Origin of the sequence: Acinetobacter sp. UBA3132 (assembly GCF_002364825.1) — a bacterium.
Classification (GTDB): domain Bacteria; phylum Pseudomonadota; class Gammaproteobacteria; order Pseudomonadales; family Moraxellaceae; genus Acinetobacter; species Acinetobacter schindleri.
In genome coordinates this window covers 354-7,805 of record NZ_DEZM01000235.1, presented here as the reverse complement: position 1 = coordinate 7,805, position 7,452 = coordinate 354, and the positions used below count along the sequence as shown (strand labels likewise).

6 protein-coding genes are annotated in these 7,452 nt (G+C 43.0%); all 6 read right to left on the bottom strand.

The window, feature by feature from the left end:
* A partial coding sequence (locus B4033_RS13215; protein WP_286834601.1) for a M15 family metallopeptidase occupies positions 1–887 on the bottom strand: 887 nt, incomplete at its 3' end.
* A 3-nt stretch (positions 888–890) separates the two neighbouring features.
* On the bottom strand, positions 891–1,538 hold the full coding sequence (locus tag B4033_RS13210) for a hypothetical protein (protein WP_286834599.1): 648 nt from the start codon (positions 1,536–1,538) through the stop codon (positions 891–893).
* Positions 1,539–1,550: 12 nt separating this feature from the next.
* Entirely contained in the window at positions 1,551–2,360 is an 810-nt protein-coding gene (gene icmH / locus B4033_RS13205) for a type IVB secretion system protein IcmH/DotU (RefSeq protein ID WP_286834597.1), read from the bottom strand.
* A gap of 5 nt (positions 2,361–2,365) precedes the next feature.
* Entirely contained in the window at positions 2,366–3,730 is a 1,365-nt protein-coding gene (gene tssK, locus B4033_RS13200; RefSeq protein ID WP_286834595.1) for a type VI secretion system baseplate subunit TssK, read from the bottom strand.
* A gap of 6 nt (positions 3,731–3,736) precedes the next feature.
* Positions 3,737–4,843 carry a type VI secretion system protein TssA gene (tssA, locus tag B4033_RS13195; protein ID WP_286834594.1) on the bottom strand — a complete coding sequence of 369 codons (1,107 nt, stop codon included), beginning with the start codon at positions 4,841–4,843 and terminating at the stop codon, positions 3,737–3,739.
* Between the two features lie 53 nt (positions 4,844–4,896).
* Positions 4,897–7,452: type VI secretion system ATPase TssH (tssH, locus tag B4033_RS13190; RefSeq protein WP_286834592.1), on the bottom strand; the 2,556-nt coding region annotated here is incomplete at its 5' end.

Sequence of the window (7,452 nt, the reverse complement as noted above, 5' to 3'; positions counted from 1 at the left end):
AGCATGCGATATTCAGTATGACCATAATCCTTGATCGATTTCCAGCGACCGCCCCAAGTGAGTCCGACGGATTCGGCCACTTGCCCATAGAGTTCATAACCACGCATCGCCCATGGATCTCGCTCGCTGATCACGACTTTGCCATTCCGTTTAAAGGCAATATCCGCGGCCAGACCAAACTGATGATAACTTTGATAGCCTTTGGCGCGTGTGGTATTTGGATTCGCTGAAAGTGAATTTTGGCGCTCTGGACTACGATAACCTTCTAATAAAACCAGTTCATAGCCATGCTGTTCGCGCATGATCTTAAACACCATCAATAAACGCTGTTTATAACGTGGATTAATTTTGTCCCATTTCCGGTTGGCTGTATTGAGATCGTTATGATGATGACTGTTTGGCAGATGTACATTTCCAACAGGATTGGGTGAAGGAGTAATCACTTGCGCAGAAACTACATTGGCATAGTAATTTGCTTCTTCCTGCAAGGCTGTTTCAATCAGATGTTCATCTACTTCCGGAGGAGATGCTAACACCTGACCATCCAGTAAGCTATAGATTTGCGGATCAACTTCCCGTAAATAATTTGCTTCAAAAGTACTGGCAGTAATGGGACGGGTTAAGCTAAAAATGATGATGCTGCTGAATAATGCCAATGCGGCCAGTAAAATCCACCATTGCTGAATATACCAATGTGACTGGATTTTCGCTGACGAAGCTGCCTGATTAAATTCCCAAGCCAGCTGTTTGACAGCCAAAATACGGTTCTTGCCATAGGGTAAAATTTGCGTGAATAAGCTTATCAAACGGATTCTGAAATCATAAGAAACCAGCACTAACATGCCGAGGCTAAGTAAAATAAAACTGGATAATATGAGGTAGATCATGCTTTATGACTGTGTGACTTCAGGATTTTCTTTTGGAGTCTTCGCAGGTGACTGTTCCTGAGTAGACGTACTTGCTGTTTTTAGCTCAACAGTTTTTTCTAATTGTTTTGGTTTTGTGGGTTGAGTAACAAGCCTTACATTTACAGGATTTTTTTCAGATTGTTGGATGTCTTTAGTGGATGTAGTTGAAGATCGAATGGTTTGAGGTTGGGATGTAAGCGGCTTAATTTTATCATTGGTCTGAGGTAAAGGCTTTTGCTCTTGAATAGCAAATGCAGAGTCAAAAGGTGATCCAGTATTTGCAGGCTCGTTTGCACTTGCTGGCTTTGCTACCTTAAACATGTTGTCAATATTTTGATCAAAACCATCTTCCAGATTTTGGATATTTTCCTGATCCGACGGTGCACCAGCTTTTTGAATAAGCTGCTCACCTGCTACAGTATGGCTTGAATCTGCTCCTTGATCGTTTGCTGCTGTCAACTGTGCAGCAGTGCTTGCTTTATGATTCTGATAATAGTAATAGCCGAGTAAAACTGAGCCTACTGATAACACTCCAAGTATAAATCCGCTCAATAAGTAAAAGTGAGGAGAATAAGACAGAGACTTTACAGACTGTAAAATACGAATATGTTTATTATTTTGATATGCCATAGTCACTAATATTTATGGTAAATGGATGGTGATATAGGCCTGTTCTACAGGAACACTAATCACATTTTGATATTGGGCAAATGCTGTATTGCGGTCCTTGGATAATACATAGTGCAAACCCACAAAGCTTGCCAACGCAAACAGCAACCAGAAAATCAAAATCCAGAAAAATGGTAATTCGCGGTGAATGATGTGTTTGATCTGATCCGGAATGGCCGAAAAAGGAGAAAAGGCTTTTTTCCCTTTGAGATAATCAATCTGATCACCGACCCGACTAATCAGACTATTCAGCTGACTCATCGATTCAATCCGGTATTTTCCATGAAAGCCTAACAATAAACAGTAATGATAGACCTCAAGAACGGCGAGGCGTTCTTTGTCTTTATTGCGGATTTCTTCCATGTGTTCAAAGAAACGATAACCTGCCAGTTGTGATCCAAACAGACTTAGTTGGAGTGGACTCATCATCCAGAAATTTTGCAGATCAAAAAAATGCGGAGCTTGCTGGGTCACGATGGTTTCATCGAGTAATGCGCAATAGGCATATTTTGCATCATGAATATCTTCAGCAGAAAATTGCAGTTTTCTCGCCTGAGTTTCAAAACGTGACAGCATATCCAGCACTTTCTGGCGGAAGGATTCCAGATCGGCAGGTACATACTGATTGCGGATCAGAAACACCACATAGAATCCATCATGCAACAGATCGACCAGACTGGCAGTCGCGGAGTATAGAGGTGTATCTGTATCTGTTCGAGCCTGGAAACCGATGCCAATTTGTCCATCGTCAAATAGTGAAGGGGCATTATTTAGACTATTCATTATTTTTATCCATTTACTACAGCAATCAGCTCAATTGAAATGTCTTGGAACCCACTCGGGATATAGACACAAATGGTTTCGGACTCAAGCATGCGCTGATACAGTTCATTATTCGGTTCTATCTCAAAATAGCTCACACCAGAACGCACCGGAATCGCGGTCGGCACCTGAATCAGATGCTGAACTGGCACTGCGGGCAAGGCTGCAATCACGCGTTGTTCAACATCAATCGTACTGCCCACTTTAAAGCGGATCGGTACATAAGCAATCAGGTCATGGGTGGGCATGACCCTACTGGATACCGCGAGATACAAACGGGTATCCCGGGAAATTTTGTCTGTTTCAAGGCTGCCCACCCAATAAGATGGCCGGGTTTCTTTAAGGGCAATACTGATATAGCGGTTTGAAATAATCGTATCCAGCAGTTCACGTAAAATGACATCCAGCTGACTAAAACTGTCCTGTAAATGATGGTGCTGATATTGCGGTAACTGGTCGACAGCATACGCGGTTGAAAAGGTCAGCAATGACCCGGTCAGACGTAATAATTCAGAATACAGTCGTTCCGGATGAATACGTGGATATAGCAGAATATGATTTAGGGTAGCATGTGCAGTATTGAGGGCATTCACCAACCAGAAAGACACGATATCACCCGAACGGAATTCAATCAGTTTTTGTTCATTTTCACGGTTGTTGTTCTGAATGGTTTTGATCTTGGCGCGAATAATATTCAAAGTCCGCTTCAGATTATTCAGTAGATTTTCTGAGGCTTCGATATGCAGAATCGGCGGAATAAATTTATGATCCAGCACAAAATGCCCTGAGCTTTGGCGTTTCATTGTTGCAATCGGCATATAAAAATAACCATCGAGGGCCTGTTCAGGCTCCTGGCTGATTTCAAAAATCTTGAATTCTGCACGACGGCGTAACAGGGTAATTTCGGCTGTAGCGGCATTGGTAAACAGATCATGAGTCGAGCTTAAATGGGAATGATAACGGCTGGACTGTGAATTATCTTCATGGTTAAGATTCTGTTTACTTGCCTGAACCATCGGTAAAGCAAGATAAACAGCCATTTCTGTACGCAGATTCAGACTGTCAAGTTGCACGGGCTCAGGTAATAGATCCTGTGAAGGTGCACGATAAATTTCCCCATCTTGCCAGACCATTTCAATCCGGCTGAGTGCCATGATATTCATGCTGAACTGGGCCTCATCGAATTCAATCGCTTGAATTCCATAGGCAAAAGGAAAGGTTGCCTGAATCATCTGGTTCAGACGTTGTTCATGATAGGCATCCTGTAACTGAAAATGCTGAGGTCGTAAAAATAAACCTTCCCCCCAAAGAACTTTTTCTGCTTTAAACATTCAGTCTTACCACTCACTATTCGAATTATTCATATCGGGTACACCTAGTAACTCTTGCACCTGTTCCAGGGGATTCTCATTTTTAATCACGTGTGCCAGCCATTCGTGTAGCGGCATCTGGCTCCAGCGAATGGTTTTCTGCAGCATATAACTCACCGGGCTGTGCGGTTCATGTATCTGGAAATAATCAGCAATTTCATTTAAGACTTTCAGCGCCTGTTCCCGGTTGGCCAGATGATTTTGTGGCTGTAATCTGAATTGAATCTGCGCAACAGCAGAGACTGTATCCGTATAACCTGGCTGAATTGCTGATTCTTTCGGCTGTAATAAGTTTTCATTATTTTGATGTGCGATCTGTTCCACTTTATACAGGCGTTTAATCTGGGCAATAATGGAATCAACCTGTTCATCTATTACAGAAAAACTCGGTGCATCCAGACCTAGTAAATCATCTAGGGTTATTTTGAGTTGCTGCCAGTGCTTTTGAATATCCAAGACCTGCTGATAATTCTGTAACTGTACCGAGCGGGAAGTTGCCTGAAGTAATTGCTCGAAATTCTGCAGCTCATCATTGCCAGTTAGAGATTCATAATCTTCATCCTGCTGGTTATGGCGTAACCGGACATTTTGTTGATGTAAAAATGCCTCATAATTTCCCAAATGATAAAACGGTGCCTGACTGACCAGGGGAACCTGTTTCATCAATGCCGGAATCTGGCTGATTAAGCCTTGCAGTAAACCCAGGCGCTGATCTAAATCATCTTCCTCAATTAAAGGATGTAAATCCGGCCAATATTTCTGAATACTGCGATGGCTCAGTTCCAGGCCGCGGGAAATTCCTTCAAATCCGTGAGTTCTTGCCCAGGCTTCAGCTAACCAGGTGTAAAGTCGCAGATCTTTGGTTTTTTCACTTAAGAGCTCAACCGATTTATTCAGTACAAAATGCCAGTCTGCCTGACGTGGCTCAGAGATCCAGTCACCTTGATCCAGCAAAGGATCATCTTGAATTCTAGCCTTTTTAATGGCATGAAAGTCATTTGAAAATGAGCAGTCCTCACCACATGGCTGATGATCAGAGATGGGGGCAAGCAGTTGTTCAATATCTAGGGTCATTCTTCACCTGAAACTTATTCTTTTTCTTTAATTTTTAATTTCTAAATATAATTTTATACGGCGTCCGTTTTCTTTTTTCGGGTGCGTTTGGTTTTCGCTTTGGGTTGCTGTTGATCTAAAAGATAAATGATTTCATCATTTTCAACCTCAATCTGAATTTTCTCAGGCACTTTTTCTTCACTGAGTGCCATTAAAATTTCGGTGGCTAAAGCAGGCAATACACTGGCATTCAGAATATGGTCAACATTACGTGCACCGCTATCTACTTCTGTACAACGGCTTAAAATGAGTTCTAAGAGGTCATCGCTGTAGGTAACTTCAGTTTGATATTGGGTTTGTATTCGCTGAATAATTTTACCGAGTTTATGTTCAATAATTTTGAGTAGCAGATCATCATGCAACGGGAAGTACGGTACGATCTGCATACGTCCCAAGAACGCCGGTTTAAACTGCTGATATAAACTAGGTTTAAGCTGTTCAATCAGCTGATTTGCGCTTGGCCAGTGTTCAGGTGGATGATTCAGACAGGCCTGCATGATGGCAGAGGATCCGACATTAGACGTCAGCAAAATCGTGGTATTTTTAAAATCAATCAGCCGTCCTTCACCATCTTCCAGCATACCTTTGTCAAAGACCTGATAAAACAGTTCCTGCACATCACGATGCGCTTTTTCAATTTCATCCAGCAACACCACGCTATATGGATTGCGGCGAACAGCTTCAGTCAGCACGCCCCCTTGACCATAACCGACATAACCTGGAGGCGCGCCTTTTAAGGAAGAAACCGTATGGGCTTCCTGATACTCCGACATATTGATAGTAATCAGATGCGATTCACCACCATACAGTTCATTTGCCAGGGCCAGGGCTGTTTCAGTTTTACCGACACCACTTGGACCCACTAGCAGGAACACGCCTTGGGGTTTATTCGGATCTTCCAGTTTAGCTTTAGAGGTTTTAATACCTTGCACCAATTGCTTTAGAGCATAATCTTGCCCCATCACACGCTGCGCCATACAGCTTTCAAGCTCTAGTACCTGCCTGATTTCATCATTGACCATTCTACCCACTGGAATACCCGTCCAATCCGAAATGATGTCATGAATGATGCTGGCATTGACGCGTTCAAAGACCAGTGGATTTTTTTGCTGTACTTCAGCCAGTTCTGCACGTAATACCGCAATTTTTTGACTAGACTTTTCGTCCTGATCCGGAGTCTGAAACTCCCGGATCTGCTGAACAATGTGCAATTCATGTCGCAATTGATTTTCCAAGCATTGGATGTTGTGCCTAAGCTCTGCAATTTTTACTGAAAGATTATTGAGTCGTTCATGGTGAATGGGCAGGTTCTGGTTTTCCTGAGTGAGTAATTTGTGTTCCAGTTCCAGATTGTGCAATTGTGCCTGTAGGTGATCGAGTTGTGCCGGTTGAGCATTCTGAGTCAGTGCAACGCGAGCGGCGGCAGTGTCCAGGACACTAATCGCTTTATCGGGTAATTGACGTCCACGGATATAACGATGTGATGCATGTACCGCAGCGATAATCGCTTCATCATCAATCTGCAAATTAAAATGCTGAGCCATCACTGGAATCATGCCGCGGAGCATATCAATCGCGACTGCTTCTGTTGGTTCCTCAACTTTGACGACCTGAAAACGGCGGCTGAGCGCTGCATCTTTTTCAAAATACTGTTTGTATTCCGCCCACGTGGTTGCGGCAATGGTACGTAATTCACCTCTTGCAAGTGCCGGTTTTAGTAAATTTGCAGCATCATTCTGACCGGCCTGGCCACCCGCACCAATCAGGGTATGCGCTTCATCAATAAACAGGATGATTGGATAGGCAGCACTTTGTACTTCCTGAATTACTTGTTTCAGTCGGTTCTCAAATTCACCTTTGACACTGGCGCCTGCCTGTAACAGCCCCATGTCCAGCACATGTAATTGCACATTTTTCAGGGCATCAGGGACCTGTTGCTGGGCAATTTTGAGAGCCAATCCTTCCACTACAGCCGTCTTGCCGACTCCCGGCTCACCTGTCAAAATCGGATTGTTCTGACGACGGCGCATCAAAATATCCAGCATCAAACGAATTTCAAATTCACGCCCAATCACTGGATCAATTTTTCCTTGAATAGCTTTCTGGGTCAGATTAATCGTGTACTGATCCAATGCAGGAGTTTTTTTTGCAGTCGTTTCAGCATTTCGATGAGCTACTGGCTGAGACGTTATTAATTGAGCTGACACATTTTCAATACTGTCCTGGCACAAATCCAGGAACTGATGCTTCATTGTATCAATCGGAATCAGCTCAAAAATTGAGGATGAACGCATCGCAATTTGATACAGATCGGAAGCTGTTAGTAAAGCTACAAGTAGGTGACCACTACGAATGATGGGTTCTTTTTCAGCGGAGGCTAGTAGCCAAGCCTGCTCAAGTAAGCGGATAATTGACGTGGCAAAAATAGGGGTGCGCGAATTGCCTTTGTTAAGCTGAAATAAACTTTCATTTAGATCATCTAGCAGAGCTTCCTTAGAAAGTTTATAGTTTTTAAACAGTAACTGGACATCATTTAACTGGTTATGCGAGAGTAATTCGAGAAAAAAATA

Bases quoted from the DNA above. Each gene is read 5' to 3' on its own strand.
- icmH (WP_286834597.1), bottom strand. From the start codon at position 2,360: ATGAATAGTCTAAATAATGCCCCTTCACTATTTGACGATGGACAAATT.
- B4033_RS13210 (WP_286834599.1), bottom strand. From the start codon at position 1,538: ATGGCATATCAAAATAATAAACATATTCGTATTTTACAGTCTGTAAAG.
- tssK (WP_286834595.1), bottom strand. From the start codon at position 3,730: ATGTTTAAAGCAGAAAAAGTTCTTTGGGGGGAAGGTTTATTTTTACGA.
- tssA (WP_286834594.1), bottom strand. From the start codon at position 4,843: ATGACCCTAGATATTGAACAACTGCTTGCCCCCATCTCTGATCATCAG.